At 62.0% G+C, this 26,994-nt stretch carries 17 protein-coding genes, 5 tRNA genes and 1 pseudogene; 13 read left to right on the forward strand and 10 right to left on the reverse strand.

Features of this window, described 5'->3' with window-relative positions:
• Positions 1-126 precede the first annotated feature (126 nt).
• Positions 127-1,347 (forward strand): DNA glycosylase AlkZ-like family protein, encoded by a 1,221-nt coding sequence (locus tag ACIQYU_RS04365; RefSeq protein WP_333957503.1) that lies wholly within the window; start codon positions 127-129, stop codon positions 1,345-1,347.
• Here ACIQYU_RS04365 and ACIQYU_RS04370 read toward each other — a convergent pair.
• Positions 1,328-2,674: a class II 3-deoxy-7-phosphoheptulonate synthase gene (locus ACIQYU_RS04370; protein WP_207832273.1), complete on the reverse strand. Its 1,347-nt coding sequence runs from the start codon at positions 2,672-2,674 to the stop codon at positions 1,328-1,330. The two genes, ACIQYU_RS04365 and ACIQYU_RS04370, sit on opposite strands and share 20 nt — an antisense overlap.
• A 116-nt stretch (positions 2,675-2,790) precedes the next feature.
• Between ACIQYU_RS04370 and ACIQYU_RS04375 the strand changes: the two genes are divergently transcribed.
• Both ACIQYU_RS04375 and ACIQYU_RS04380 read left to right on the forward strand, forming a co-directional pair.
• Positions 2,791-3,546 carry a spermidine synthase gene (locus ACIQYU_RS04375; RefSeq protein WP_233694396.1) on the forward strand — a complete coding sequence of 252 codons (756 nt, stop codon included), beginning with the start codon at positions 2,791-2,793 and terminating at the stop codon, positions 3,544-3,546.
• A gap of 389 nt (positions 3,547-3,935) precedes the next feature.
• Positions 3,936-5,649, forward strand: a pseudogene (locus tag ACIQYU_RS04380) (DEAD/DEAH box helicase).
• A 152-nt stretch (positions 5,650-5,801) separates the two neighbouring features.
• Here the strand turns inward: ACIQYU_RS04380 and ACIQYU_RS04385 are convergent.
• Positions 5,802-6,569, reverse strand: coding sequence for a class III extradiol ring-cleavage dioxygenase (locus ACIQYU_RS04385; protein ID WP_233694397.1), 768 nt, complete (start codon positions 6,567-6,569; stop codon positions 5,802-5,804).
• A 101-nt stretch (positions 6,570-6,670) separates the two neighbouring features.
• On the opposite strand from ACIQYU_RS04385, the gene ACIQYU_RS04390 reads away from it, so the two are divergent.
• Positions 6,671-7,321, forward strand: coding sequence for a thiopurine S-methyltransferase (locus tag ACIQYU_RS04390; RefSeq protein ID WP_207832266.1), 651 nt, complete (start codon positions 6,671-6,673; stop codon positions 7,319-7,321).
• A 168-nt stretch (positions 7,322-7,489) separates the two neighbouring features.
• Here ACIQYU_RS04390 and htpX read toward each other — a convergent pair whose 3' ends face one another.
• Positions 7,490-8,377, reverse strand: coding sequence for a protease HtpX (htpX, locus tag ACIQYU_RS04395; protein WP_003259721.1), 888 nt, complete (start codon positions 8,375-8,377; stop codon positions 7,490-7,492).
• Positions 8,378-8,668: 291 nt separating this feature from the next.
• A complete protein-coding gene (locus ACIQYU_RS04400) occupies positions 8,669-9,880 on the reverse strand; it encodes a pyridoxal phosphate-dependent aminotransferase (RefSeq protein ID WP_207832264.1) in 1,212 nt (403 codons plus the stop codon).
• Between the two features lie 167 nt (positions 9,881-10,047).
• Between ACIQYU_RS04400 and msrB the strand changes: the two genes are divergently transcribed.
• Positions 10,048-10,443, forward strand: coding sequence for a peptide-methionine (R)-S-oxide reductase MsrB (gene msrB / locus ACIQYU_RS04405; protein ID WP_015269381.1), 396 nt, complete (start codon positions 10,048-10,050; stop codon positions 10,441-10,443).
• 13 nt (positions 10,444-10,456) lie between these two features.
• The gene (locus ACIQYU_RS04410; protein WP_207832262.1) at positions 10,457-10,945 is read left to right on the forward strand and encodes a glutathione peroxidase; all 489 of its coding nucleotides are present in this window, start codon (positions 10,457-10,459) and stop codon (positions 10,943-10,945) included.
• Here the strand turns inward: ACIQYU_RS04410 and ACIQYU_RS04415 are convergent.
• Positions 10,935-13,292: a response regulator gene (locus ACIQYU_RS04415; protein WP_207832260.1), complete on the reverse strand. Its 2,358-nt coding sequence runs from the start codon at positions 13,290-13,292 to the stop codon at positions 10,935-10,937. The two genes, ACIQYU_RS04410 and ACIQYU_RS04415, sit on opposite strands and share 11 nt — an antisense overlap.
• Before the next feature lie 198 nt (positions 13,293-13,490).
• On the opposite strand from ACIQYU_RS04415, the gene ACIQYU_RS04420 reads away from it, so the two are divergent.
• Positions 13,491-14,381, forward strand: a complete 891-nt coding sequence (locus ACIQYU_RS04420; protein WP_207832258.1) for an ATP-binding protein — start codon at positions 13,491-13,493, stop codon at positions 14,379-14,381.
• Positions 14,378-14,860: a GAF domain-containing protein gene (locus tag ACIQYU_RS04425; protein ID WP_207832256.1), complete on the forward strand. Its 483-nt coding sequence runs from the start codon at positions 14,378-14,380 to the stop codon at positions 14,858-14,860. The genes ACIQYU_RS04420 and ACIQYU_RS04425 overlap by 4 nt, the downstream gene beginning before the upstream one ends.
• 128 nt (positions 14,861-14,988) lie before the next feature.
• Here the strand turns inward: ACIQYU_RS04425 and ACIQYU_RS04430 are convergent, their stop codons facing one another.
• Positions 14,989-15,756: a hypothetical protein gene (locus tag ACIQYU_RS04430; protein ID WP_207832254.1), complete on the reverse strand. Its 768-nt coding sequence runs from the start codon at positions 15,754-15,756 to the stop codon at positions 14,989-14,991.
• Positions 15,757-16,133: 377 nt separating this feature from the next.
• Here ACIQYU_RS04430 and ACIQYU_RS04435 point away from each other — a divergent pair.
• The 5 genes from ACIQYU_RS04435 to ACIQYU_RS04455 all read left to right on the forward strand — a co-directional run bounded on the left by ACIQYU_RS04435 (position 16,134) and on the right by ACIQYU_RS04455 (position 16,698).
• Positions 16,134-16,209, forward strand: a tRNA-Glu gene (locus tag ACIQYU_RS04435).
• A gap of 4 nt (positions 16,210-16,213) precedes the next feature.
• A tRNA-Gly gene (locus ACIQYU_RS04440) sits at positions 16,214-16,289 on the forward strand.
• A 92-nt stretch (positions 16,290-16,381) separates the two neighbouring features.
• A tRNA-Glu gene (locus ACIQYU_RS04445) sits at positions 16,382-16,457 on the forward strand.
• Between the two features lie 3 nt (positions 16,458-16,460).
• A tRNA-Gly gene (locus ACIQYU_RS04450) sits at positions 16,461-16,536 on the forward strand.
• Between the two features lie 86 nt (positions 16,537-16,622).
• Positions 16,623-16,698 (forward strand) — tRNA-Gly (locus ACIQYU_RS04455).
• Between the two features lie 104 nt (positions 16,699-16,802).
• On the opposite strand, the gene ACIQYU_RS04460 is transcribed toward ACIQYU_RS04455, so the two are convergent.
• From ACIQYU_RS04460 to ACIQYU_RS04475, 4 genes are all read right to left on the reverse strand, one after another.
• A complete protein-coding gene (locus ACIQYU_RS04460; RefSeq protein ID WP_207832252.1) occupies positions 16,803-17,888 on the reverse strand; it encodes a fimbrial protein in 1,086 nt (361 codons plus the stop codon).
• Positions 17,885-20,410 (reverse strand): fimbria/pilus outer membrane usher protein, encoded by a 2,526-nt coding sequence (locus ACIQYU_RS04465; protein ID WP_207832251.1) that lies wholly within the window; start codon positions 20,408-20,410, stop codon positions 17,885-17,887. The genes ACIQYU_RS04460 and ACIQYU_RS04465 overlap by 4 nt, the downstream gene beginning before the upstream one ends.
• Positions 20,411-20,654: 244 nt before the next feature.
• Positions 20,655-25,763, reverse strand: coding sequence for an RHS repeat-associated core domain-containing protein (locus ACIQYU_RS04470; RefSeq protein WP_233687165.1), 5,109 nt, complete (start codon positions 25,761-25,763; stop codon positions 20,655-20,657).
• Positions 25,760-26,971, reverse strand: coding sequence for a hypothetical protein (locus ACIQYU_RS04475; RefSeq protein WP_207832247.1), 1,212 nt, complete (start codon positions 26,969-26,971; stop codon positions 25,760-25,762). The genes ACIQYU_RS04470 and ACIQYU_RS04475 overlap by 4 nt, the downstream gene beginning before the upstream one ends.
• Positions 26,972-26,994: the final 23 nt, after the last annotated feature.

A 26,994-nucleotide genomic window follows, 5' to 3' on the forward strand; every position in this document is an offset into this window, starting at 1 on the left:
TCACTGGCCTCTTCGCGGGTGAACCCGCTCCCACAGGAACGCCACATTGCCCGAGACCAGTGGTATCCCTGTGGGAGCGGGTTCACCCGCGAAAGGGCCAGTGCAGACACTACAAGGAGTTCAGGCTTGCCCCTCAAGCTATCCATCAACCAGGCCCGCCGCCTGGCCCTTTCTGCCCAAGGTTTCGGCAAGCAGCCGGAAATGGCCCCGACCCTGCCAGCACTCAAGCGCATGCTGCAACGCCTGGGCGTGTTGCAGATCGATTCGGTCAACGCCCTGATCCGCTCCCACTACCTGCCGCTGTTCTCCCGCCTGGGCAACTACTCGCCTGCCACCCTCGACCAGCTCGCCTGGGGGCGTGGCCGCCAGCGCCTGATGTTCGAATACTGGGGCCACGAAGCCTCGTTGCTGCCGCTGAGCCTGTACCCACTGCTGCGCTGGCGCATGGCCCATGCCGCCGATGGCCGTGGCATCTATCGCCAGCTCGCGCAGTTTGGCCGCGAACGCCAGGACGTGATTGCCCGGGTACTGGCCGCCGTCCGCGAACAGGGCGCCCTTGGCGCGGGCAGCCTGTCCACTCGTGAAGAACGGGCCGGCCCCTGGTGGGACTGGAGCGAGGAAAAGCACGCGCTGGAGTGGCTGTTTGCCGCAGGTGAGGTGACGGTCGCTGGCCGGCGTGGCTTCGAGCGACTCTACGATGTACCGGAAAGGGTCCTGCCGAGGACCATCCTCGATCAGCCATTGCCCAGCGAGGCGGAGGCGCATCAGGGCTTGATGCTGCACGCCGCCACCGCCCTGGGCGTAGCCACCGAGCGCGACCTGCGCGACTACTTCCGCCTGGACCCGGGGCAGGGCAGGTCGGCACTGGCGAAACTGGTGGCTGATGGCCGCCTGCAAGCGGTCGAGGTGCAAGGCTGGAAGCAGCTCGCCTACTGCGCCGGCGCACCGCGTATCCCTCGGCGCATCGAGGCCAGCGCGCTGTTGTCGCCGTTCGATTCACTGGTCTGGGAACGCAACCGTACCGAGCGCTTGTTCGACTTCCGCTACCGCCTGGAAATCTACACCCCGGCGCACAAACGGGTGTACGGCTACTACGTGCTGCCGTTCCTGTACCGCGAACGCATCGGCGCGCGGGTGGACCTGCGCGCCGAGCGCGCACAGGGGCAACTGGCAGTACATGCCGTGCATGTGGAGGCCGCAGGCCTGGACGAGGAGGGTTACCAGGCCCTGGCCGGCAACCTGCTGCGCCTGGCCAGTTGGCTGGGCCTGGAGAAGGTGCAACTGAACTGCCCGCGCCCGGAGGGCAGCCAGTTGCGCCAGGCGTTGCTCAGCGCCGCACCTGCTTGAGGGTTTCGGCAATCAGGAACGCCAGCTCCAGCGACTGGTCGGCGTTCATGCGCGGGTCGCAGTGGGTGTGATAGCGGTCGGACAGCGCATCCTCGGTGATCGGCCGGGCGCCGCCGATGCATTCGGTGACGTTCTGTCCGGTCATCTCGATGTGGATGCCGCCGGCATGGCTGCCCTCGGCCTGGTGCACCTGGAAGAACTGCTTCACCTCATCCAGGATCTGTGCAAAGTCGCGGGTCTTGTAGCCGCTGCTGGCCTTGATGGTGTTGCCATGCATCGGGTCGGAGCTCCACAGCACCTTGCGCCCTTCGCGCTCGACAGTGCGGATCAGCCCCGGCAGGTGGTCGCCGACCTTGCCGGCGCCCATGCGCACGATCAGGTTCAGGCGCCCGGGGTCGTTGGTCGGGTTCAGCGTGTCGATCAGACGGATCAGCTCCTCGGGGTTCATGCTCGGGCCAACCTTGACCCCGATCGGGTTGTGCACGCCGCGCAGGAACTCCACATGGGCACCGTCCAGCTGGCGGGTGCGGTCGCCGATCCACAGCATGTGCGCCGAGCAGTCGTAGTAGTCGCCGGTCAGGCTGTCCTGGCGCACGAAGGCTTCTTCATAATTCAGCAGCAGCGCTTCGTGGGCGGTGAAGAAGCTGGTTTCGCGCAGCTGCGGCGCGCTGTCCAGGCCGCAGGCGCGCATGAATGCCAGGGTTTCGTCGATGCGGTTGGCCAGCTGGTGGTACTTGTCGGCCAGCGCCGAGTTGGCGATGAAGTCCAGGTTCCACTTGTGTACCTGGTGCAGGTCGGCAAACCCGCCCTGGGCGAAGGCGCGCAGCAGGTTGAGGCTGGCAGTGGCCTGGTGGTACGCCTGCAGCAGGCGTTCCGGGTCGGGGATGCGGCTTTTCGCGTCGAAGCCGATACCGTTGACGATGTCGCCACGGTAGGCAGGCAGGGTGATGTCGCCGATGGTTTCATCGCCCGATGAGCGCGGCTTGGCGAACTGCCCGGCCATGCGTCCGACCTTGACCACCGGGCAGCCGGCGGCGAAGGTCATGACGATGGCCATCTGCAGTAGCACCTTGAAGGTGTCGCGGATTTTCGCCGCCGAGAACTCGGCGAAGCTCTCGGCGCAGTCGCCACCCTGCAGCAGGAAGGCGCGGCCTTCGGTAACCTCGGCGAACTGCCGGCGCAGCTCGCGTGCCTCGCCCGCGAATACCAGTGGCGGGTAGCTGGCCAGGGTCTGTTCGACCTTCAGCAGGTGCGCGGCATCGGGGTAGGTCGGTTGCTGCTGGATCGGCAGGGCGCGCCAGCTGTCGGGGCTCCACGGTTGGTTCATCTCGGGCTCGGTCTTGTCGGTTGTAGGCTATGGGCCATGGTAACAGTTGGCGCTGCGCTTGTTGCATCGAGGGTGTTGACGGACAATGCGCGTTTTTGCGCGGGTGGGTGGTGAGCATGGCGGCGGAACGGGAAGAGCGGCTACTGGCACGGGTGGAAGATGCCTTTGGCGTCATCAGCGTGTATGAAGTCGACGACTACCGCTTTCTGGAATTCGGCGATGCGATCGAGCAGAGCTGCGTGTTCACGGCCGACCCCAGCTGGCTGGAGTACGACTATACCCGCGCCATGCTGGTGGGGGCGCTGTGCCACGAACAGCCGGAGAGCGCGCTGTTTCTCGGCCTGGGGGCCGGCACACTGACCCAGGCCTGCATGAAGTTCCTGCCGCTGGACGACATCGAGGCCATAGAGCTGCGCCCGGAGGTACCGCGCCTGGCCATGGAATACCTGGGCCTGGACGACGACCCGCGGCTGTATGTACGCATCGGCGACGCCCTGGAGATGTTGCCCTCGGCGGAGAAGGCCGACCTGCTGTTCGTCGACCTGTACACCGACCATGGACCGGGGGTGGGCCACCTGGCCTGGAACTTCCTGGAGAACTGCCAGCAGAAGTTGAACCCGGGTGGTTGGCTGGTGATCAACCAGTGGGCCACCGACGACGGCAAGCCCCTGGGCGCGGCGTTGTTGCGCGGGTTGTATCACCGGCATTACTGGGAGCTGCCGGTGAAGGAGGGCAATGTGATCCTGCTGGTGCCAGCGGACCTGGAGCAGACGCTGGACCTGGATGGGTTGCGGGCCCGGGCCGAGGCGCTGGCACCGCGCCTGGGGTATAGCCTTGAGGGGCTGATCCGTGAGATTCGGCCGGCTACCTGAGTTGGCTTCTTCGCGGGCACGCCCGCTCCCACAGGGATATCACAGTGCCCAAGGGCGGTGAGTATCCTGCTGGAGCGGGCATGCCCGCGAAACAGGCGACGCGGTATCGCAGGCAGGAATCGTTTCAGCTGCGCATGGCTGATGGCCCGATACTGGCCCTGCACCCTGAAAATATTCCTCACGTCTGCGCACTATTTCGGGTATAGTACGCGCCGGTCTTTTAGCGGACCGCAAAATCAGGTGGTGCAAACCCTCCGAGTCCAGCTTCGGCTGCACGTCCGCTAGGCGGACCTTCCCACGTTTTCTTTTTCAATCGTTTTCGCAAATCCCCGCCGCCAAAGCTGCCTGGGTGACCTGTCGGTCTTTCATGGCTTGTGCAGCTTTGGAGCATGGGTCTTTGCGGATGCACCTAGAGGCAGACCCATGACCCAGGAAACCGGCGGCTTCGCCGCTCTCGATCTCAATCCGAACATTGTTGCTGCCGTTCTGGCGACCGGCTACGAAGAGCCGTCCGCCATTCAGCAACAATCGATCCCGATCATCCTCGCCGGTCACGACATGATCGGCCAGGCGCAGACTGGCACCGGCAAGACCGCTGCCTTCGCCCTGCCGATCCTCAACAAGATCGATGTGAGCAAGCGCGAACCGCAAGCCCTGATCCTGGCGCCAACCCGTGAGTTGGCGCTGCAAGTTGCTACCGCTTTCGAAACCTACGCCAAGCAGATGCCGGGCGTGAACGTGGTCGCCGTCTACGGTGGTGCCCCGATGGGCCCACAGTTGCGTGCGATCCGCAACGGCGCGCAAATCGTCGTGGCCACCCCGGGCCGCCTGTGCGACCACCTGCGTCGTGACGAAAAAGTCCTGTCGACCGTGCAGTACCTGGTCCTGGACGAAGCCGACGAGATGCTCAAGCTGGGCTTCATGGACGACCTCGAAGTGATCTTCGACGCAATCCCGGCCAGCCGCCAGACCGTGCTGTTCTCCGCCACCCTGCCGTCGTCGATCCGCTCGATCGCCGAACGCCACCTGCGCGAGCCCAAGCACGTCAAGATCCAGAGCAAGACCCAGACCGTCACTGCGATCGAGCAGGCCCACCTGATGGTCCACGCCGACCAGAAGATCCCGGCTGTGCTGCGTCTGCTGGAAGTGGAAGAGTTCGACGCGCTGATCGCCTTCGTGCGTACCAAGCAAGCTACCCTGGACCTGGCCGCCGCGCTGGAAGCCAAGGGCTACAAGGCTGCCGCGCTGAACGGTGACATCGCCCAGAACCAGCGTGAGCGCGTGATCGACTCGCTCAAGGATGGCCGCCTGGACATCGTTGTCGCTACCGACGTCGCTGCCCGTGGCCTGGACGTACCGCGCATCACTCACGTGTTCAACGTCGACATGCCGTACGACCCGGAGTCCTACGTACACCGTATCGGCCGTACCGGCCGTGCCGGTCGCGATGGCCGTGCACTGCTGCTGGTCACCCCGCGTGAGCGCCGCATGTTGCAGGTGATCGAGCGTGTAACCGGGCAAAAAGTTGCCGAAGCCCGTCTGCCGAATGCCCAGGCCGTGCTGGATGCCCGCATCAAGAAGCTGACCTCGAGCCTGGCACCGCTGGTCGCCGAAGCAGAAGCCAGCCACGGCGAGCTGTTCGACCGCCTGACCAACGACCTGGGTTGCAGCGCGCGTGCCCTGGCTGCCGCCCTGCTGCGCAAGGCCACCAATGGCCAGGCGCTGGACCTGGCCGCGGTAGAGCGTGAGCAGCCGCTGGTGCCGAGCTTCGCCCCGCGTGGCGAGCGTACCGAGCGTGGTGAGCGTGGCGAGCGCCCAGAGCGTGGTGACCGCGAGCGTCGTGCCCCGCTGCCGCTGGCCGAAGGCCGCGTGCGTTGCCGTACTGCCCTGGGTGCCCGTGACGGCATCGCTGCCAAGAACCTGCTGGGCGCGATCCTCAACGAGGGTGGCCTGGCCCGTGACGCCATCGGCCGCATCCAGGTGCGCGACAGCTTCAGCCTGGTCGAGTTGCCGGAAGACGGCCTGGAGAAGCTGCTGTCCAAGCTCAAGGACACCCGCGTGGCTGGCAAGCAGCTGAAGCTGCGTCGCTACCGCGAGGATTGATCCTGGCGCAATGAAAAAATCCCCGGCCTCGGCTGGGGATTTTTTTTGCCTGTGCCGGCCCTTTCGCGGGTAAACCCGCTCCCACAGGTACAGCACAAGCCTTGAAATCTGTGGAGACCCTGTGGGAGCGGGTTCACCCGCGAAGAGGCCTTTCAGCCGAACCGATAAATGTCCATCCCCAACGCCCCCAGGGTAAACCCTTGGTGCACCACCCCGAACTTGCCCCCAGCCCCCAGGGCAAAGAACAGCGGCAGGAAATGCTCGTCACTGGGATGGTTGCGCACCGCAAACGGCGCCTGCTGCCGATAATTCAGCAACGCTTGCTGATCATCCGCCCGAAGCTTTTCCACCACCCAATCCCTGAACGCCAGTGCCCATGGCTCGATCACATCCGGCCCGGCATGCCAGTCCAGTTCGCCCAGGTTGTGGGTAATGCTGCCCGAGCCGATCAACAGCACGCCCTGACCGCGCAAACCCGCCAGCGCCTGGCCTACCTTGACCTGCAGCGCCGGCCCCATGTGGCTGGGCAGTGAAACCTGCACCACCGGAATACTCGCATCCGGGTACATCAGCGACAGCGGTACCCAGGCGCCGTGGTCGAACGGCCGCTGCGGGTCCAGCCGGGCTGGTAGCCCGGCTGCCTGCAACAGTTCACTGACCTGGACGGCAAGGGCGGGTTCGCCCGGCGCCGGGTACTGCACCGCGTACAGAGCAGGAGGGAAGCCATGGAAGTCATGCCAGGTCTCTGGCTGGGCGTTGCCGGTGACCAGTAACTCGCGGCTTTCCCAGTGCGCCGACACCACCACGATCGCTTTTGGCCGGGGCAGGGTGCTGGCCAGCCCGGCCAGCGCCGGTCCGCTGGCGCCGGGTTGCAGGGCAAGCATGGGAGAACCATGGGAAATGAACAGGCTGGGCAGCATGGCGGGGTCCTGACGGTTAAGATGCAGTCATCTTCGATCAACTACAGATCGAAATCCAAACCAGTTTTTACCGACAAACCATCTAAAAATCGGGAGTGATCATGGAGCCAGCGTTCTGGCAGCAGCGGTGGGCCGACAACCAGATCGGCTTTCACCAGGCGCAGGTGAACCCCTATCTGCAGAAGTATTGGCCAACGCTTGGCCTGGCGCCGGGCAGCCGCGTGCTGGTGCCACTGTGTGGCAAGAGCCTGGACCTGGCCTGGTTGGCTGGGCAGGGGTACCGCGTGTTGGGTGTAGAGCTGTCGCGGCGGGCGGTGGAGGACTTCTTCCGCGAGCATGGGCTTGAAGCTGAAGTGCAACAGCGCGGGGCTTTCGAGGTTTGGCGCAGTGGTGACGTGGAGCTTTGGTGTGGCGATTTCTTTGCGTTGCAGGCAGGGGATATTGGTGACTGCGCGGGGCTTTATGACCGGGCGGCGGTGATTGCCTTGCCGACGCAGATGCGTGCGGCGTACATGCAGCTGTTGTCGGGTTTGCTGCCGACGGGTTGCCAGGGGCTGGTGGTGACCCTGGATTATGACCAGGCTTTGCTGGGCGGGCCGCCGTTTTCGGTAGGGGATGAAGAGCTGCGGCAGGGGTTTGCCGGGTGGCAGGTGGATGAGCTGGAGGTTGTGGAAGTGATTGAGGAAAGCCCGAAGTTTTCGCAGGCCGGGGTATCGAGCTTGTTGGAGCGGGTTTACCGGGTCAGCCGCTGACAGGTGTGTAGCCTGTCCGGCCCTTTCGCGGGTGAACCCGCTCCCACAGGCACTGCACAATCCTCAAGGTGTGTGGTGAACCTGTGGGAGCGGGTTTACCCGCGAAGAGGTCGGCACAGGTGTACAAAAAAGGGCGACCGAAGTCGCCCTTTGTTTTTACCGGTCGGATCAACCGCGACGGCGCAGGGCCTCGATACGGTCTTCCAGCGGCGGGTGGCTCATCAGCAGCCCGGCCAGGCCGTGCTTCAGGCCGCCATTGATGCCGAATGCCTTCATGGTGTCGGGCATGTGCACCGGCAGGCCCTGCTCCACGCGCAGGCGCTGCAGGGCGCCGATCATCGCTGCGGTACCGGCCAGCTGTGCACCGGCTTCGTCGGCGCGGTATTCGCGGCGGCGCGAGAACCACATCACGATCATGCTGGCCAGAATGCCAAGGATCAACTCGGCAACGATGGTCGCCACGTAGTAGGCAATGCCCTGGCCTTCTTCGTTCTTGAAGATCACCTTGTCGACGAAGTTGCCGATGATGCGCGCGAAGAACATCACGAAGGTGTTCACCACGCCTTGCACCAGCGCCAGGGTGACCATGTCGCCGTTGGCTACGTGGCCGATCTCGTGGGCCAGCACTGCGCGCACTTCATCAGGCGAGAAGCGCTCCAGCAGGCCTTGGGAAACGGCCACCAGCGCATCATTGCGGTTCCAGCCGGTGGCGAAGGCGTTGGCCTCGTACGCCGGGAAGATACCCACCTCGGGCATCTTGATGCCCGCTTCACGGGACAGTTCTTCGACCGTTTGCAACAGCCACTGCTCGTGGCGGGTGCGCGGCTGGCTGATGATCTGGGTGCCGGTGGTCATCTTCGCCATCCACTTGGAGATGAACAGCGAGACGAGGGAGCCGGCAAAGCCGAACACGGCGCAGAACACCAGCAGGCTGCTGAGGTTCAGGTCGACCCCGTTGGCGGCCATGAACCCGTTGAAACCGAACAGGCTCAGGGTAATGCTTGCAACCAGCACCACCGCGAGGTTGGTGGCTACAAACAACAGAATGCGCATCATGGTTGTTACGTTCTCCTGACGGATGAGTTGTCGCTTACTGCGGGGTATATAAGGGGCCGGCCGTGCCGATTCAATCGGGCGACTATTTCAAACTGTGTACGGCGGAGTATGGCAGAGGATGGCGCGGGGGCTGTGGGATAGAGCGTTGCAGGATGTAAGAAACATCCTGTGAGATTGCAGGGGGCTGCTTTGCAGCCCATTCGCGGTAAACCCGCTCCCACAGGGTTTGCGCAAAGCTCAAGGGCTGCGCTGTACCTGTGGGAGCGGCTTTAGCCGCGAAGAGGCCATCACTTACTGCGAATAGGTCCGCAGGAAACTGCCGATCCGGCCAATCGCCGCCTCCAGGTCATCCACCCGCGGCAAGGTCACCACGCGGAAGTGGTCCGGCCACGGCCAGTTGAACGCCGTGCCCTGAACGATCAGCAGCTTCTCCGACAGCAGCAGGTCGAGCACGAACTTCTCGTCGTTGTGAATCGGGCAAACCTTCGGGTCGATCTTCGGGAACGCATACAGCGCACCCATTGGTTTCACGCAGCTTACGCCCGGGATGTCGTTCAGCAGCTCGTAGGTGCGGTTGCGCTGCTCCAGCAGGCGGCCCGGTGGCAGCACCAGGTCGTTGATGCTCTGGTAGCCGCCCAGCGCGGTCTGGATGGCATGCTGGGCCGGCACGTTGGCGCACAGGCGCATGTTGGCCAGCATGTCGATGCCTTCGATGTAGCTTTGCGCGTGGTGCTTGGGCCCGGAGATGATCAGCCAGCCGGAACGGAAGCCCGCCACCCGGTACGACTTGGACAGGCCGTTGAAGGTCAGGCACAGCAGGTCGGGGGCCAGCGAGGCGGTGCTGATGTGTACGGCTTCGTCGTACAGGATCTTGTCGTAGATCTCGTCGGAGAACACCACCAGGTTGTGCTGGCGGGCCAGTTCCAGCATGCCCAGCAGCAGCTCTTTGGAGTACACCGCGCCGGTCGGGTTGTTCGGGTTGATGATCACCAGGGCCTTGGTGTTCGGGGTGATCTTGGCCTTGATGTCCTCAAGGTCGGGGAACCAGTCGGCCTGCTCGTCGCACAGGTAATGCACCGGCTTGCCGCCAGCCAGGCTCACGGCGGCGGTCCACAGCGGGTAGTCGGGGGCCGGGATCAGCACTTCGTCGCCGTTGTTGAGCAGCGCCTGCATCGACATGACGATCAGCTCGGACACGCCGTTACCCAGGTAGATGTCCTCGATGCCGACACCTTCGATCTGCTTCTGCTGGCAGTACTGCATCACCGCCTTGCGCGCGCTGAACAGGCCCTTGGAGTCGCTGTAGCCCTGGGCGGTGGGCAGGTTGCGGATCACATCCTGGAGGATTTCGTCAGGCGCCTCGAAGCCAAACGGCGCCGGGTTGCCGATGTTCAGCTTGAGGATACGGTGACCTTCCTCTTCCAGGCGTTTGGCGTGCTTGAGCACTGGGCCGCGAATGTCGTAGCAGACATTGGCGAGCTTGTTCGATTTGCTGAACTGCATGATGGGATCCCGATATGAGAAAACGCGCAACCCACGCCGAAAGGTTTGAAAGGGCAGGAAGCGGGTGCCAGACTGAACGCCTGGCACACGAAGCCACCTAATATACGTGCCACCCGCGCCCCGGAAAAGACGGTGCGCAGTGAAATTCAGCCTGCCGAGGTCCCTACATGCAAAAGATCGAGAAAACCCTGGAACAATGGCGGTCGATGCTCGACCCCGAGCAGTACCAGGTATGCCGCCTCAAGGGCACCGAGCGGCCATTCAGCGGCAAGTACAACAGCGAGCGCCGCGACGGCATCTACCACTGCATCTGCTGCGGCCTGCCATTGTTCGATGCGCAGACCAAGTTCGACTCCGGCTGTGGCTGGCCGAGCTTCTACGCCCCCATCGAGGAAAGCGCGATGATCGAAATCCGCGACACCTCCCACGGCATGATCCGCACCGAAGTCACCTGTGCCCGCTGTGATGCGCACCTGGGCCACGTGTTCCCCGACGGCCCGCCACCGACCGGCCTGCGCTACTGCATCAACTCGGTGTGCATCGACCTGCGCCCGCGCGACTGACCGGAGCCCGACCATGGCTGGATCGATACTGGACATCCCCTGCGTGACCCTGGGCGGCGAGCACAAGAAGCTCGGCGACTTCCCCGGCAAGGCGCTGCTGGTGGTCAATACCGCCAGCCAGTGCGGCTTTACCCCGCAGTACAAGGGCCTGGAGCAACTGTGGCAGGCCTACCGCGCGCGCGGCCTGGTGGTGCTGGGCTTCCCCTGCAACCAGTTCGGCAAGCAGGAGCCTGGCGATGCACGGGAAATCGCCCAGTTCTGCGAGCGCAATTTTGGCGTGAGCTTCCCGCTGTTCCGCAAGATCGAGGTCAATGGCCCTGGCAGCCACCCGCTGTTCGTCGAACTCAAGCAGCGCGCCCCCGGCATTCTGGGCAGCCAGAAGATCAAGTGGAACTTCACCAAGTTCCTGGTCGACCCGGCCTCTGGCCAGGTAACGCGCTACGCCCCCACCACCAAGCCGCAGGCCCTGGAGGCGGACATCGAGCGCCTGCTCAGCCGTTGACGGGCACCCAGTGGTCCACCAGCGCCAGCAGCTCTTCGCGGCGGAACGGCTTGGCCAGGTAGTCGTTCATGCCCGCTGCCCGGCAGCGCTCGCGCTCCTCGGGCATGGCGTTGGCGGTGAGGGCGACGATCGGCAGGTCGGGCCAGCGGCCGCTCTGGCGGATGCGCCGGCTGGCCTCGTAGCCGTCCATCACCGGCATGTTGCAGTCCATCAGCACCAGGTCGAATTCGTCCTGTTCCAGTAGCTCCAGGGCTTCGGCGCCCTGGGTGGCCAGTTGCACCTGGCAGCCGAGCTTGGCCAGCATGCCTTTGGCAACCAGTTGGTTCACCGGGTTGTCCTCCACCAGCAGGATGCGCGCACGGCCCTGCTCCAGGGTAATGGCCGGGGTGGCCAGCGGGTGCTCGGGCTCATGGCCTTGCAAAGTGCGTCGAAGGGTCTGGTACAGGGCGTTACGCGCCAGTGGCCGGGCCAGCTGATGCAACGGCGCCAGGGCCAGTGACTGCTCGTTGGGCAGGAAGTTGCCGTAGGCGGTCACCAGCAGGATCGGTGTTTTCAGTGCCGGGCGCAGTTCGAACAGCTGGTCCAGGCGGTCGGTGATCAGCAGGTCGATGGCAGCGGCTTCCAGCCCCGCGCTGCTGTCTTGCTGCTGGTAGGTCAGGCCCCAGGCGGGCAGCTGGTCCTGCAACAGTTCGTCGAGCCCGCTGCCGGCTGCGCACACTGCAGCCACGCGCCCGTGCAACGGTGCCGGCGGGATCGCCTCGGTGTGCACCGCCAGTGGCAGCTCGGCGCTGAAGCGGCTGCCAAAGCCCGGTTCGGAATTGATATGCAGGCGGCCCTGCATGGCTTTGCACAGGTTGTGCGTCAGCGCCAGGCCCAGGCCGGTGCCGCCGTACTGGCGGGTGATGCCGGCGCCGGCCTGAGTGAACGGCTGGAAGATCCGTGCCTGGGCTTCTTCGGGGATGCCGATGCCGGTATCGCGCACCTCCAGGCGCACACCGCCGACCATGGTCGTCAGGCGCACATCCACGCGGCCGAAACGGGTGAACTTGAGGGCGTTGGACAGCAGGTTGCTGACGATCTGCCGCACCCGTGTGGGGTCGCCGAGTACGCTGCTGGGGAAGTCGCGGGCGATCAGGCAGGTCAGCTCCACGCTTTGCGCGGTGTTTTGCGACAGCAGGTTGGCGGTGTCCTCGACCATCGAGCCCATGTCGAACGGAATGCGTTCCAGCTCCAGCTGGCCGGCATCGAACTTGGACAGGTCGAGAATATCGTTGAGCAACTCCACCAGCACCTTGCCCGAGTCGTGGGCAATCGCCAGCTGCTGGCGTTGCTCGCTGGGCAGCGGGCTGTCCAGGGCAAGGGCGATCATGCCGAGCATGCCGTTGAGCGGGGTGCGGATTTCGTGGCTCATGTTGGCGAGGAAGGCGGCGCGCGCCTGGGCCATGTCCAGCGCCCGGCGGCGGGCTTCTTCCAGCTCCTGGTTGGACAGGCTCAGGCTGCTGTTGCTGGCCTTGAGCTCGTTGGTGCGCGCCGAGACGATGTCTTCCAGCTCGTTGAGGTACTGGGTCAGGCGGTTTTCCGCGGTGCGCCGTTGCTCGATCTCGGTGGCCATGCTGACGAACTGCTGGTTGGCGACCTTCACCAGCACGCCGATCTCGTCGTGTTCGTGGCCGTGCGGGCAGGCCAGGCGGGTTTGCCGGGGCTTGCGCGGGTCGCTGCCGCTGAGCGCGCCGATCACCGTCACCAGCGGCTTGGTCAGCATCATGTAGAACAGCGCCAGGAGGATGCCGGTCAGCACCAGGCTACGGGCGAAGCCGTTGAGCAGGGTGATGCCGGCGCGGTCGAGGAAGCGGCTGCCGAAGGCGAAGGTATCCACCTCCAGGTACAGGGTGCCGAGGTCTTCTTCGGGCATGTGGGTGAGGTACAGGCGCTCCTTGAACTGGCGCTGCTCGCCGAACAGGAAGTCGCTCAGTGGTCGGTAGCGGTCCTGCAGGCGCGGCCGTTCGACGTCGGCCAATACCGTTTCGTTGTTGTCGATCAGCCGCGCACGGATGACCGCTGGCGACTCCAGCAGGCCGCGAGTCAGCTCCAGGGCCAGCTCGGAGTCGATGTTGTAGGCGATGCGCGAGGCCGGGTTGTGGCTGATTTGCAGCAAGGCGCGCACTTCGCGGTTGATGGATGCGTCTTCGCTGGCATAATCGATGCCGATCTGGATGAGACTGAGCAATGTTCCCAGGATGAAGCCGACCAGGACTGTCAACCGGGCTTGCTTGTATGACAGGCGATTGGTGAACTTGATATCCATGAGTCCCGAGCCGGTTTCACGTTCCTTGCGCTGCGCAAGCATAGCCGATCAACCCCGGCTGCTGGTGGGTCTGTCACACATTCAGCCTTGATTGCCTATTGGCTGTGCCGGCCTCTTCGCGGCTAAAGCCGCTCCCACAGGTACACCAGAGGTCTCAAGGGTGGTGATAAACCAGTGGGAGCGGCTTTAGCCGCGAAGAGGCCGGCACAGCAGCCCGAATCTGAATTTGCAGGAGCCCTGATGGACGCTCGCTTGATTGCTTTCCTGGACCGCGCCGAATCGGTACTGGCGCGCCTCGAACCCCTGTTGCCGGCAACACGTCCGAACATCGACTGGGCCACCACCCTGGCCGCGCGCTGGCAGCGCGATGGCCGCAGCGGCTACCTGCTGCCGCTGGAAGTGAGCCTGGACATCCGCCTCAGCGACCTGATCGGCGTCGACCAGCAGCGTGACCAGTTGGGCCGCAACACCCACCAGTTCATCAACGGCATGCCGGCCAACCATGCACTGCTGTGGGGCTCGCGCGGTACCGGCAAGTCGTCGCTGGTACGTGCCCTGTTGGCCGAGCACGCGGGCGCCGGCCTGCGCCTGATCGAAATCGAACGCGACCACCTGGCCGACCTGCCACGTGTAGTCGAGCAGCTGCAGAAGCTGCCGCAGCGCTTCATCCTGTTCTGCGACGATCTGTCGTTCGAAGCCGGGGAGGGCGACTACCGGGTGCTCAAGAGCGTGCTCGACGGCTCGCTGGAGCAGGCCCCGGACAATGTGCTGCTGTACGCCACCTCCAACCGCCGCCACCTGGTGCCGGAGAAGGAGAGCGACAACGAGAACTGGAAGCGGGTGGACGGCGAACTGCACCCCAGCGAAGCGGTGGAAGACAAGATTGCCCTGTCCGATCGTTTTGGCCTGTGGCTGTCGTTCTACCCCTTTACCCAGGAGCACTTCCTGAATGTGGTCGAGCACTGGATCGGCCAGCTTGCGCAATCTGCCGGGTTGGCCTGGCAGCGCAGTGAAGCACTCGACATCCTCGCCGTGCGCTGGGCCACCGGCCGCGGTAACCGTAATGGCCGTTGTGCCTATCAGTTCGCCCGCTACTGGGTCGGGCTGCAATTGCTGGAGCAAAATAAATGATCGACCTCAATGCCAGTGGCGCCGGCCTCGACGGCTACAACCTGCTGGCGGCGCAAGTGCAGGCGCTGTTTGCCGACGAGCGTGACTTCATCGCCAATGCCGCGCAGTTTTCGGCATTCCTCTATAACCACGTGGACGACCTGAACTGGGCGGGGTTCTACCTCAACCGCAACGAAGAACTGGTGCTGGGCCCGTTCCAGGGCCAGGTGGCGTGCGTGCGCATCCCGTTCAGCAAGGGCGTGTGCGGGGCGGCAGCGGCCACCCGGCAGACCCAGCGGGTAGAGGACGTGCATGCGTTTCCGGGGCATATTGCCTGTGACAGTGCGTCGAACAGCGAGCTGGTGATCCCGCTGGTGAAGGAGGGCAGGCTGATTGGCGTGCTGGACCTGGACAGCCCGAAGCCTGGGCGCTTCAGCGAGGCGGATCAGGTGGGGCTGGAGCGGTTGGCAGCGATTTTCCTGGCGCTGACCGACTGCTGATATTGGTTGCCTGTACCGGCCTCTTCGCGGCTAAAGCCGCTCCCACAAGGATTGCACCAGGCCTGAAGGCGATGCGGTCCCTGTGGGAGCGGCTTTAGCCGCGAAAGAGGCCGGTACAGGTTAAAGCATCAGTCGTACATCACCTTCTTCTTCCAGGTCTCTTCCTCATCGGTCTTGAGCCCCTGGGTCAGTTCATTCTGCTCGTCCTCCGCCGGAGCCATGCGGTCCAGCACCTGGGCGTTGGCGCGGGCCAGCAGTTTTTCCAGGTACGTCAGCTGCTCTTCATACACCTTTGGCTCCGGCTGTTTGCGCAGGTACTGCACGCCGCGCTCGAAGGCCAGGCGTGCCTGGCCCGGCTGGTTCTTCTGCAGGGCCTGCTGGCCGAGGTTGTTGAAGAACTCGATATGCAGCAACACCAGGACATGGCGGATTTCCTTGACCCAGTGCTTGGCCTCGGGCGTGGGCAGGAAGCCTTCCTGGGCGGCGCGAGTCACCTGGTTGTGCAGCGCCTCCAGCAGGAAGCGCACATCCTTGGCTTTGATCTCGGTCTGGATCGGATTGGGCGGGTTGTTTACCGGGATCTGCCCGCCCAGGGCAATCAGCCGTTCCAGTTCGGCGATGCGCGCCTTGAGTTCGGCGCTGTGCTTGTCCATTGCCAGTTGGCGCTGGTTGAGGTTGAGCTCCAGGCGAGTCAGCAGCAGCTTCAGCGCCGGGGTCATGAACTGGCCGGGGAAGGTCTCGGTGATTTCGCCACAGCGGCGCAGGCGGTCGGCCAGTTCGACCTTCATCCGGGCGCGCTCGAGCTTGCCGTTCTCGACCACGTTGTTGAGGTAGCCGATCACGATCAGCAACGCGATACCCGCCACGATGAGCAGGGTGATCAGAAGTGGTGTCACCGTTAATGCCTCATTGAAGAAGAATTACACCCTTGAGTGTAGTGAGTTCGTCTGGGGACGAACAGCGGCTATATACCTGTACTGGCCTCTTCGCGGCTAAAGCCGCTCCCACAGGGATCGCACCGCCCTCAGGCTTCGTGCGGTCCTTGTGGGAGCGGCTTTAGCCGCGAAGAGGGCGGTGCAGGTACCCCTCTCTCTATATCGACAACCCGGCCCGCAACTGCACCCCCACCTACCCGGAAGTCATTGATTTAAATAAATTTCTACAAAGGGGTTGACGCCTGTACGAACCATCCATAGAATGCGCGCCACTTGCAGCGTAAAGCACACAGCGAAACGCGGCAGGGAGTGAAAGCAGGCAGTAATGCCAGCAGCGTGTCCCCTTCGTCTAGTGGCCTAGGACACCGCCCTTTCACGGCGGTAACAGGGGTTCGAGTCCCCTAGGGGACGCCAAATTGCGGGAATAGCTCAGTTGGTAGAGCACGACCTTGCCAAGGTCGGGGTCGCGAGTTCGAGTCTCGTTTCCCGCTCCAGTTTCTCCGGCAACGCCTAGCGGCGGGGCAGGAAAAGAAAATCCAGGCTGAATCGTGAGGTTCATGTTCTGGTGCACTGAAAAGTGTCGTGTGTCCCCTTCGTCTAGTGGCCTAGGACACCGCCCTTTCACGGCGGTAACAGGGGTTCGAGTCCCCTAGGGGACGCCAAATGCGGGAATAGCTCAGTTGGTAGAGCACGACCTTGCCAAGGTCGGGGTCGCGAGTTCGAGTCTCGTTTCCCGCTCCAGTTTAAATACTGTGGCGTCTATGCGGTGCAGTGGTGGTGAAGGTCTTCATGGCGCTTCACGCCGATAGTGGTAAATGCTTCAAAATGCGGGAATAGCTCAGTTGGTAGAGCACGACCTTGCCAAGGTCGGGGTCGCGAGTTCGAGTCTCGTTTCCCGCTCCAAACATGTAACGCAGAAAGGAACCTTCGGGTTCCTTTCTGCGTTTTTGCATGCCTGATTTTCCGGCGATGCCTGCGCGAACGCCGCTGCGCAGGCATCGTAGTGCTCAGCGATAGCTGATGGTGAAGTCGAGCGCGCCTCTGGCCGAGCCAGGCGTAACTCGGTCGTCGGTCTGGTAGAAATGCGCACGATAGGGCAGGCGGGTGAGAGGGAGCTCGAGTTTTTTGTTGCTCGACACGTGTTCCTGCAGGGGGACGGGAACCCCCAGGTCATCGGTTATCTGGATGCCGATGCCTTTCGCCGTCGAGCCATTGCCCAGGCTGAACAGGCCAAGCTTCGGGTCAATTGCCACCGAGCCGTCGGTACCTGTCAAGTAGATGTAGGCGGTGGCGGTGCTCGCGGCAGGGTCGTCCTCGCAGTCACTCAAAGTGATGTGGAACGGTATGCTGGTTGTGGTGGTGCCCTTTCCCGGGAAGTCCGCCACTGTGTGGCTGCCCAAATCCACGGGGTCGGCACTGACGGCATCGCTTTTCAGCGTGCACTGTGCCTGGTGCAGGGTGGCGCTTGCCCGCAGGCGAAAGGCGTCGGGCACATCCGTGGTGCTGCCATGGGCCAGTTCTTCATCCAGGAGGATCGGCCCAGAGGCTATGGGCCCGGTCTTGACCAGCGTCACATCCATGTAGAGCGGGCCGATAAACAGAGGGGGCGCGCCTATCAGGCGGTTGTTGGTGCCGTAGTAAGGTACGGTATTGTCGCTGCCTGCCGAATAAAAGTTGTTGAAGGCTTGACCGGCAAACGGCCAGCGCATCTCGATCACTGCGCCAATCCCGGCGATCCGTGTTCTGACAACCCTGTTGGCGAAGCGCCCATTGCCCAGTCGCATGGGCAGGTTGTGGGCGAATGGAGCGGTGTAATCGATGCGCGCCTCCAGCAGGCCTGAGCCGTCGTTGTCGCATTGGATGCGAGTGGCTGATGGGTCCAGCAGCCCGGCAAAGGTTTTGGTGACGATTGGCTCACCGACTGGCAGATCCCTGGGTACCCATACATTTGTGAAATCTGCTGTGAATACCGCGGGGCCAGGACCGTTTTGGGTGGCGCAACCTGATGCGGCATAGGCGGCTTGCAGGGTAATGAAAGGCAGGCTGGCAAACAGCAGGGCCGTTCGCAGGCGCTGGCGAGTGAAAGTGGTCATTGGATTTTCCTGTCGGAGGGGGCTTGGCAGCGCAAAGTCTGCAGGCGATAGCCTTGTTCAAGCGGCAAGGTGGCGGGCGTGATGTCGAAGCTGCATTGCTGCTCTGTACCTGCGGTCCACCTGGCCAGCAGTTGCTGGTTCTCAAGGTGGGTGGCCACCAGTGCCTGGCCACCTTGGCCGACTATCGCCAGTTCCTGGCCGTGCTCATCGCTGACCTGTGCGCCGAAGGGCAAGGGGCGGCCGTCTGCTTGCAACAGGGTCAGCACCAGGCGGTTGACCCGGCGCGCCGCGAATTGCGCCAGTACTACAGCGCCGCGGCGTGGCACCACCTGCGTGGCGCCGTTGTCGATTTCGATTTCCGGGTCGAGCTGGTCCAGTTCCAGCACAACGGGGTTGGCCCGGTAAGGGCGCATATAGGGTGCCAAGGCATAGCCGTCGCCGTTGGTTTTGCCCTGCTGCCCCTGGCTGACACCGATCCCGGCGATATCCGGCACATGCACCACGGCGTTGGTTTCGCCTATGAACGGTGCCAACAGCATGCCGCCGCCGTGCGCCAGCAGGGCGCCGCTGGTGCTCAGTGACAGGCTGCGATAGTCGGAGGCCTCGCTGTAGCCCATGCCGTAGTTGGCATGGCTTCCCTGGTAGCCCAGCGACAGGCTGCCACTTTGCCGGGTGTCGTTGGCCAGCGTAGCCCGGTAGTTCAGGCGCCGCTCGTCGAAGTGGCCGCTGAGGCTGGCGCGTTCGTTGGACTTGCCTGCGCTGTGTTGCAGGTCGAACGTGGCGCTGGAGGCATGCGCCAAGTCCAGCGGCAGGGTAATGCCCAGGCCGATGAGGCGGTCGTTGCTGCGTGACGAAGTGAGCGACTGCGAGGCAAACAGGTTGAGGCTGACGTTGTGCGGCAATTGCGCATTGTATTGCAGCTGATATTGGCGCCGTTGCAGGCTGCTGTGCCAGTAGTCGTCCTGTGACAGTGTGAGGCTGAGCGTGCCGGCATTGCCGAAATGCTGGTACACCGAGGCCTCCACCCGACTGCGGCGGTTGCCCAGGTACAGGCTGGAGGCGTTGCGCTGCAGGACGGCTTCGTCGTAGTCGCGGTAGCCGACGGTGGAATAGCGGTAGCCGGCAAAGTTCAGGCTGGTACCGATGTCGAAGGCCTTGCCGTAGCGGGCCGAGAGGCTGTTGCCCTTCACTTCGCCCAGTGCGGGGCCAAGGTCGGTAGTGGCTTGCGTGACGTCCAGCGACAATGCGCCGAGTGCCCCGAAGTCCCGCGCCAGGCCCAGGGTGGCGGCGCGGTAGTAGTCGCCACCGAGTATGCCGGTGTACAGCGTGCTGTCCCAGCCGATGCCCCGGGCCAGCGCACCCTGCCACAGCGCTGGTGTGTCGGCCTGGCCAGCGCCGTGATAGCGGCCAAGGGCCAGGTCGTAGCGCCACACGCCGGCACGCATCAGGTTGCTGAGGGTCGAGTACGGCTGGATGAAGCGGCGCACCTGGCCATCCGCTTCGGTCAGCACCACTTCCAGTTCGCCACTGCTGGCGCCAACGGCCAGGTCGTCGATTTCGTATGGGCCGGGGGCGACGAAGGTGGAGTAGAGCGGGTAGCCGTTCTGCAGTACCTCCAGCTTGGCGTAGGTTTGTGCCACACCACGCAACACAGGGGCGTAGTTTTGCAGGGTGTCGGGCAGCATCCCGGTGTCGGAGGCCAGCTTGACGCCCTTGAACGGCAAGCTTCGGAAAACCTCCCCCTGGGTGAAGGTTTCGCCGAGGGTGAGAGTGCCCCAGCGCGCCGGCAGGTCGCGCTGGACGTAGGTATTGCTGCGCGTCCAGCGCAGGTCGCCCTGCTGGTTCTCGCGCAGGGCCTGCTGGCTGCGCAGGCGCCAGCCGTACAGGTTGACACCACTGTTCAGGTACAGGTCCTGGCTGTTGCGGCTGCCGCTGCCACGCCGGTTGCTGTGCTGGGCCGAGGCCTGGTAGTTGACGAACGCGGCATTGATGCCGTCGTCCCAGTGGCTTTCGGCGATGGCGCCGCTGGTGTCGCGGCGCAGGTAGGACTGCGGTATCGACAGGTTCAGGCGCAGCTTGCCGGTATCCAGATCGGCACTGGCGCCGTCCAGCTGGGTGGCAAGGTCGAAGCAGTTGCCTTCGTTGCCGGGTTGCCTGACGGCCAGGTTCTGTTCGCGCACACCGATTTCACCCAGCAGTTCGGCGTTCAGGCAGGGCAACAGGGTCTGGCCGTCGCTGCTCTCGTTGATCGTGATCTCCCGTTTGCCCAGTGGGCTGAGGTTGACATACAGCTCCAGGGTATAGCGGCCAGCTGCGAGGGGCCGATGTTCGGCCAGGGCACGCAGGGCAAGAGCGCCCGCGTTGGCGGGTTGACCCGGGCTTTGGCGGATGAAGCCGGGTTCGAACTGCAGATCGGGCGGGGCGGCTACAGCTTGCAGGCTCAGCAGGCTTGCGCCGAGCGCGGGGAAGGGCAAAAAGCGCAGGCGTGACAGCGCCTGCCGGCGTTTGAGGGGCTTGAGCATGACGGATGCCTGGTCTGGACGTTGAAGCGCGGCGGTTAGGCGGTGCCGGCGGTGGCAAGCGAGGCGTGTTTGGCTAGGCGAGGCGATCGCTTGGTGGGGCGAGGATAAGGAGAAAGGTGGGGGAGGTCTGTAGGGCTAGTCTGGGGGCGGTAGGGATAAATGAGAGGTTGCGACATCACCTGAAATGGACGGTGCGGATGAATGATGGCAATGCAGGGTGAGCCTGCATTGCCATACAGTGATGTTAAGGGTCAAATCGGAAGTTTTTAGCTAAGAGCTCTTGATATCTTTGCACCTTGTTGTTGATTTCTGCTGGTGTGAATACGCCACGGTGCAGTCCATTGCTTGACATGACTTCAACTATATGGCCTGTAACGTTAAATTTGAAATCAGGAGGTGGCGGTGCAAGCGAGGTACTTTGAACCTCAGGGGCTCCCTCACTAGCTTGGTTAGTTGTGCTACTGCGCCTGCTGCTTGTTGAACCAGCCACATCCGATAACGGTGCATCGTATGTTCCAGAGCTGCTGGATGGTCTACGCGCTTCATGCGTATTGAGTTCTCGGAGCTCTGGATTTTCCATTGAGATTTCAGCATCCGGTGTCCTGGAGTTTCCGGGGGTAGAACTTGAGCGCTTTGAGAGGCTGCTGTCGCTATCCCCATCACTTCCTGCAGCATCAAGTGCTGCTTTTTTCTTGGCCTGCCTCTTATCCCAGGCTCCTTTCAAATTCGCTGTAGACAACGCCAGCGTACCGGCGATCGACAATGACAGGTATGCGATTGCGAGCTTCTTTTTCTTTTTCGGGTCTTTCGTGAACTCTGCAGCAACCTGCGTAGCCGCCGATGCCACCGTCGCGGCTGCACCTAGAGCCACCACTCCAATGGCCAGCGGGGTAAAGGCTCCCATTGAGACCACGGTAAATGTGATGGTCAGCGCCACGTTCACCACCATAACGCCAATATTCAGCCAGAATTCAACCCCGCGCTTTTCTTTCTCCTGCACCGGGTCATCCTTCGAGCCCCAGTCGCCCCGGCTGTAATGCCCGGTGGGGTCCTGCCACATCACCGGGTTGTTCAGGCAGTACACGTAAGGGTTGATGCCCGCCACTTCGGGGGCCATGTTGTCCGGGCTCTGGAAGCGCATAAGGCCTGGGTTGAAGGCGCGGAAACCACGCCCCAGCATGTACCAGCCCAATGTCTGCTCGCGCGCTTCGGCATTGAACCCCAGCAGGCCTAGCAGCTTGCCTTCCGGCAGTTCGCCATAGGCGCTGTAGGTTGCTTCATGCACCTCGTCATTGGCCGCGCATTCGGCGATTACACTGTTGTTGCTGCTGGCCATGTACAGGCGCGTTTCGTTGCCTTTGCCCGATTGTTGCATCCCCAGCGGTACCTCGCCGCCAAACAGGTACTCTGTCAGCAGGCCATCGCGCAGGGTGCTGCCGACGCGATAACCCTCGTAACGCCGTTGCTCCTCGGCCTGCGCGCCGTAGCGTACGCCCACCAGTTGCCCGTGGCCGTCATAGCGGAAGCTGGCCAAGGGCTTGCCATCGGGGGCCGTTGCGCTGGTGAGCTGGCCGGTATCCTCGTCGTATACCAGGCTGTTGCCTTGTTCGTCCTTCAGCATGTTGCCGTCGGCGTCGTAATCGTCCTTGTCGAACGTCACGAGTGCCGGGTAATCCTCTGTCAGCGAATGGCTTACGCTTTTCAGCTGGAAGGGCGAATCTTCGAAGAAATCGTAGAAGGCTTCATCGCTTTTACCATCTGCAAACTCGGTCAGGCAGAAGTAGATGTTGTCGTAGTCATCAAACTCAAAGGCCTGGTTGATGATCGCCCGGCCCTTGCTATTGGTCGGCAGTACGCTGCCTTCACACCTGTGGTTGTACAAGCGATCACGGTCATCGTAATCAAAGGTTTCCGTCAGCACCGGCTCACCCGCCTTGATCAGCGTGCGACTGTGCAGCATGTTGTCGTCACGCCACACCTGCTTTAATGTGCGTTCATCCAGGGTTACCTCGGCGGGCGGATCAACGTCCTGCCGAATACGGCTCAGTTTCAGGGTGCGCGAAGTCTCCCGGCCTCGATGGTCATAGTTTTGTGTGCACAGCAATTGCTGCGTACTGCTGGCATCGGAGGTGCTGGTTGTCCGTGTTGTGTGCAGCAGCCCGGCGCTGTTGTAACAGAACACGGCCTCCAGCGAGCCTTGGGTTATCTTGTGCAACCTGCCAAGGTCATCGTAGTCGTAGACCTTTCGGCTGTTGTCGCCGTCGTTGTTTTCCAGCATGCGCCCTTGCAACGACGTGAGGAAATTGCGCGTGTAGGATTTGCCCGATTGATTGTCTGTCCAGCTTTCACTGAGCAGGTAACCCTGGTCGGTGTAGTTGTATTCGCGTTTACCTTGCTCGTTCTCGGCTTCGGTAATGTCTGCCGAGGCCATGCTGTACTTGAAGCGGGAAAGCTTCTGGTTTTTCCCCGCTGTGATACGTGTTGGCGAGGCGCCTACCGCCAGGTCGTATTCGTAATTGAAGGTTCGGCCAGACTTTGTGATCCGTTTGTCTGGCAGAGTCCGCGAGCCGACGTACTCCCGCGTTTCCTGGTGTGGGCCAACGGTCATCGAGACCATGCGGTCGATGTCGTCGAACTCGCGCTTGCATACCGTAAGCCCTTCAGTGTTTCGCTGCGGGTGCAACAGAATGCTGGTAGCCAGTTCTTCGGTGCTGTGGCGGGCGAACTCCCGGCTCAGCGCGGAACCATCCGGGCGGTCAGTGCGCGTCATCCGGCCCCAGACGTCGTACTTGTAACCGGTGGTGCGTTTGTGTTCGGCGCGCGCTGTTCGCTTGTCGGTTGCCGGTACGCCGAAGGTAAAGGTTTCTTCGACGCTGCGTCCAAAACCGTCATAGCGGTATGTGCGTGTCGATGCCGTGTCGCCTTTCTCGTCCAGTGTTTGCACGCGTTCTGGCTTGTTGAAGCGGTTGAAGGTGGTGACGCTCTGGTTTTTTCGCACACCGGGTTGATCCGGGTATTCCTCCCAGGAGGTGACGATATCCCCCTCGCTGCCGAATGGGGAGCGCTCGGTGAACACGGTCACCTCGTCCGGGCGAACGGTGGCGTACCGGTTACCCCAGTTGTCGTATCGATGCTTGCTGGTCGAGGTCAGTATGCGGTCGGGCAGGTGGTCGTAGGTGGTTTCTTCTTCCAGCTGGCCGAAGGCGTTGTACGAGGCCGAGTAGACGTCATACGTTTTCTTTTGCCCGGGGTGCAAGGGCAGTGCATCGCATATCCGCTCTTCCTTGATAACGCGGTTGAGGCCATCGAACAGCACGCGGCTGATCACGCCTTGGTTGTTTTCGGTTTCCTGGCAATTCTTCTCGGGCGATACCACGTAGCGATATTCGACTTTGGCGCGCCGATCGACATCGTCCGGTGCGGAGGTCTCGCTGGTCAGCCGATCGCTTGTGTCATAGGTGAAGCGCGTTACCGTGTCATGAATATCGACGTTCTCCAGCACCTGACCTGTCAGCGAATGCTGGCTTTGTTTCGACACCTTCGTGCTCTGTTTGTGCCCGATGGCCGTCTGTGTGGTCTGCAAGACATTGCCCAGCGTCTTGTGAAGGCCGCGGCTGAACTTCCACACAAGAGTGGTGGTGGTATCGGCCAGCACTTTGCCCAGGTCTGTCCCATCATGCTCGCCATGCAACGTGGTTGTGCGTTTTCTCATGCGCCCATGTAAAACTGCATCTCCGGGGATGGTGAGGTAGCTACGCCTGACCGTGCTGAGGGGGCGCAGGTTGTCTGGATCGGAGGCGTCCGACAGCTCTTCCTGCTCGATGGCCAGCCAGGTCGAGGCAATTTTGCCGTTTTCGGGCAGGTCGTCACGGCCTTTCAGGGTATCCAGCGCTTTGTAGGTGAAATCCGTGCATTGCGGGATCGCCCCTTCTACAACTCTGTCATGCTTACTTGGGTAGACCGTCTGGCGTTTCACATGTTTCTTGAAGCCGTTAGGCTCGGCTGGGCATCTACCGGGTTCGCCGTTGGCGTCGAAGTACTCCAGTTCGGTGTACGAGCCATCCGCTCTGATTTCCTTGGTGAGGTTGCCCTCAGGGTTGTATTCGGTGGTGATGACTTCGGAGCGCGTTTTATTGCTGTCACCCTCTATTTGCCAGGTGGTCGTGACTGTCTTGGCCGTCAGGAAGTTGGGGGGCTGCTTGGCGAAGGGCTCGCCCAGCTCACCGTGATAGGCGATTTCGGTCAGGGTGACCTCCTTGCCCTGAGCGCGGGTTTTCGTGGCGGTGCGGTGGAAACGGTCATAGCGGGTCGTGATGACAAGGTCGGCCTCGCCTGCACAACTCCGGGTAGTCTTGCACCAATAGCTGTAGCCTGGGTCGACGATGTCGTACAAATTGTCGCGGCCGTTGTTGCGCCAGGTAATGTTGCCGCCGTTACCCATGTAGTTTTCAGCGGAGTAGTCGTAAACCGTGCGTATCTCAGGCTGGCCATACCCCGGCAGAACGCGATGGCGCTTGACGCGTGGCAGTTTCTTGGCAACACCCGGCAGTGAATGGCCGGGGTCACCGTCAACGCCATATTCCACGTGTTCTTCCGCTTTTGTTGGCCAGGTCACTTTGGATACACAGGTTTGCCCATGCACAGGCTGGTAGTCGAATTCCCACCGGGTCTGGTCGGGCATGATTGCATACTGCAGTTGCCGCCCCTTGAATTCGAGCCTATGGCTGGCCCGTACATCCTCGTCGTCAGGATAGCGGGTGAACACGGTAGCGCCGCTGTATGTCACCTCCAGCAGACGGCGGCCTTTGTCGGGGCCGTCGGGATGGCCGTCGCGTACTTCGGTCAAACAGAACCAGCCAGGTGCAATTGGGTTATTGGCATACTTCAGCTCGATCCATTGCCCGGTCGGGGCGTAGATTCGGGTCGGCAATGCCACACGCTGTTTGCCTTCGCCCATGTTTTCCAGCACTTCGACCACGCCGCTACGGTGCACGACACGGAAGCGCCCTTCACCGTCCTTGTGGAAATGAAAGGTATCGAGCTTCTTCTCGCTGATGCTGTCGATGCCATCCACGGTGAAATGCTCACCGGTAGACAGTGACAGGGCGCCGCCGCCTTCAGGGTAGGCGTGCTCGACAAAGCGGGAAAAGTTCAAGTCCCAGCCTTCGCCGTAACCGACATCGCCCCCGCCCATCGAGTTGTAATCGAGGACCGGCTCGAGATTGGGCCCTGTACCGCTATTGGCAACCAGTTTAGGGATTGCGATGCTTAGCCCGTATTGCCCTGTGCGTTCATCGACGCGGTTCTTGACTGCGAAGTTGTTGGCGTTGGAGTACGCGGCCATGTTACTCATGGGGTCACCTGTGATTTGTAGCCGATCGGGTAGTACAGCGTGCCGCAACGGTATTCGGTTGGGCCGTTTTCATCAGACTTGTGAGCGCGGCCGATCATGACGGTGGGCGGTTCGCATTTGAAATCGGATTGATATTCATAATCCCAGCCATCCCACTCACCGGGTTCTACGATCATCTTGTTCTTTTCGTCTACTTCACCTACATAAATCTCGGCGCAGGTGTAGCGGGTATAGCCCTTCTCATCGCCATCATGTTTTCGTCCAATCATGACGGTGTCGGTTGGGCATGTGAAATAAATCGGGTCTACCTTGTCTTTGTGGTACAGGGCCTCTGCGCAACTTTCCTCCTCCGGTTTGTCATGCTCACCTTTTGGTTTGCGTCTGCCGCATTCAGGGAATTTTGCGGAGGTGAAGCTTGCCTTTGTCACGAATTCTTCTTGGTCGTCGTCTACCATGGCGCATTCGTATTCCGTCTTTCCGTTTTCGTCACCCGTATGTTTACGGGCAATCATGAATGCGTTTTCCCTGCAAGTAACATCGGAGTGCCTTTCACCTGTTTCGATGCGTTCCACGAATGTTCTCTCCGCGGACTTTAATTCTGGTATTACTTCACCCTCCGAAATTTTTATTTCAAGGCAGCTGAGCTTGCGAGTAATCCGGCTTTCGCCGGTGTGGCTTTTATCGACCAGTTTGAACCCGATCGGCTTTTCCTGGTTTGCATTGACGTAGTCCAGGTATTTGCCCTTTTCAAATTCTACCAGTCGGTCAATGCCGATTTCTGGAAGCTGTGACAGATTGCGTGTGGTTTCGAGCCTGATGACAAAACTCTTGTTATCTTGCGGGTCATCTTTCGTATAGAACTTACTGCCCGGTTCCGTGTTGCACAACCAGTCGTCGGTCAGCAGAATTTCTGCTGCAGAGGGGATGTCCTGCATGATGATTTCACTGGGTTGCATATCATAGCAGTTCCCGATGCCGATACCGCCTATATCGGCCAGGGAAAGTTTCAATGTCTTGCCGGCGCCGGCAGCGGGGATGTCTACGGTGCACCGACGTTCCCCATGATCATCCATGGGCGCTGAGATCAGCGTAATAGTTCCGGCGTTGGCATTGGATGCCGGTAAGCCAAAAAGCATAATTATGAAAACAGGGAATAGTACTGTCATTGAGGCGAGGCGGAGCAGGCTTCGCTTTACCGTATTGGTCATGGTCGAGTTCCTTCGTTTTTGAA

This window comes from Pseudomonas sp. NPDC096925 (assembly GCF_044762545.1).
Lineage (GTDB): Bacteria > Pseudomonadota > Gammaproteobacteria > Pseudomonadales > Pseudomonadaceae > Aquipseudomonas.

Excerpts from the sequence above, each read along its gene's own strand:
- ACIQYU_RS04370 (WP_207832273.1), bottom strand. The coding sequence starts at position 2,674 with ATGAACCAACCGTGGAGCCCCGACAGCTGGCGCGCCCTGCCGATCCAG.
- ACIQYU_RS04375 (WP_233694396.1), top strand. The coding sequence starts at position 2,791 with ATGGCGGCGGAACGGGAAGAGCGGCTACTGGCACGGGTGGAAGATGCC.
- ACIQYU_RS04385 (WP_233694397.1), bottom strand. The coding sequence starts at position 6,569 with ATGCTGCCCAGCCTGTTCATTTCCCATGGTTCTCCCATGCTTGCCCTG.
- ACIQYU_RS04390 (WP_207832266.1), top strand. The coding sequence starts at position 6,671 with ATGGAGCCAGCGTTCTGGCAGCAGCGGTGGGCCGACAACCAGATCGGC.
- htpX (WP_003259721.1), bottom strand. The coding sequence starts at position 8,377 with ATGATGCGCATTCTGTTGTTTGTAGCCACCAACCTCGCGGTGGTGCTG.
- ACIQYU_RS04400 (WP_207832264.1), bottom strand. The coding sequence starts at position 9,880 with ATGCAGTTCAGCAAATCGAACAAGCTCGCCAATGTCTGCTACGACATT.
- msrB (WP_015269381.1), top strand. The coding sequence starts at position 10,048 with ATGCAAAAGATCGAGAAAACCCTGGAACAATGGCGGTCGATGCTCGAC.
- ACIQYU_RS04410 (WP_207832262.1), top strand. The coding sequence starts at position 10,457 with ATGGCTGGATCGATACTGGACATCCCCTGCGTGACCCTGGGCGGCGAG.
- ACIQYU_RS04415 (WP_207832260.1), bottom strand. The coding sequence starts at position 13,292 with ATGCTTGCGCAGCGCAAGGAACGTGAAACCGGCTCGGGACTCATGGAT.
- ACIQYU_RS04420 (WP_207832258.1), top strand. The coding sequence starts at position 13,491 with ATGGACGCTCGCTTGATTGCTTTCCTGGACCGCGCCGAATCGGTACTG.
- ACIQYU_RS04425 (WP_207832256.1), top strand. The coding sequence starts at position 14,378 with ATGATCGACCTCAATGCCAGTGGCGCCGGCCTCGACGGCTACAACCTG.
- ACIQYU_RS04460 (WP_207832252.1), bottom strand. The coding sequence starts at position 17,888 with ATGACCACTTTCACTCGCCAGCGCCTGCGAACGGCCCTGCTGTTTGCC.
- ACIQYU_RS04465 (WP_207832251.1), bottom strand. The coding sequence starts at position 20,410 with ATGCTCAAGCCCCTCAAACGCCGGCAGGCGCTGTCACGCCTGCGCTTT.
- ACIQYU_RS04470 (WP_233687165.1), bottom strand. The coding sequence starts at position 25,763 with ATGAGTAACATGGCCGCGTACTCCAACGCCAACAACTTCGCAGTCAAG.
- ACIQYU_RS04475 (WP_207832247.1), bottom strand. The coding sequence starts at position 26,971 with ATGACCAATACGGTAAAGCGAAGCCTGCTCCGCCTCGCCTCAATGACA.